Source organism: Shewanella sp. ZOR0012, assembly GCF_000798835.1.
Taxonomy (GTDB): Bacteria; Pseudomonadota; Gammaproteobacteria; order Enterobacterales; family Shewanellaceae; genus Shewanella; species Shewanella xiamenensis.
The window spans coordinates 1-251 of the sequence record NZ_JTLE01000081.1 but is presented as its reverse complement, the minus strand read 5'-3'; the positions used below and the strand labels follow the sequence as shown (position 1 = coordinate 251).

1 rRNA gene is annotated in these 251 nt (G+C 40.2%); it reads right to left on the bottom strand.

The window, feature by feature from the left end:
- Positions 1–83: ribosomal RNA gene (locus L976_RS01680) — 16S ribosomal RNA — on the bottom strand; the annotation flags it as partial.
- Positions 84–251: the final 168 nt, after the last annotated feature.

The following is a 251-nucleotide window of genomic DNA, read 5'->3' as shown; positions in this document are numbered from 1 at the left end:
ACTCCCTTGTGCTGCCGCTCGACTTGCATGTGTTAGGCCTGCCGCCAGCGTTCAATCTGAGCCATGATCAAACTCTTCGATTAAAAGTTTTTTGTTTAACTCGCGTTAAACGACTCAATGAATTCTACTGTTTTGATTCGCTTCGCTCACTAAGAAGCATTGCGTTTCAATTTATACATTACTGTATGTACATATTGCTATGAACACTCATTCATTGATTTAATTCTTTGATTACTCGCCAAACGGCAGAG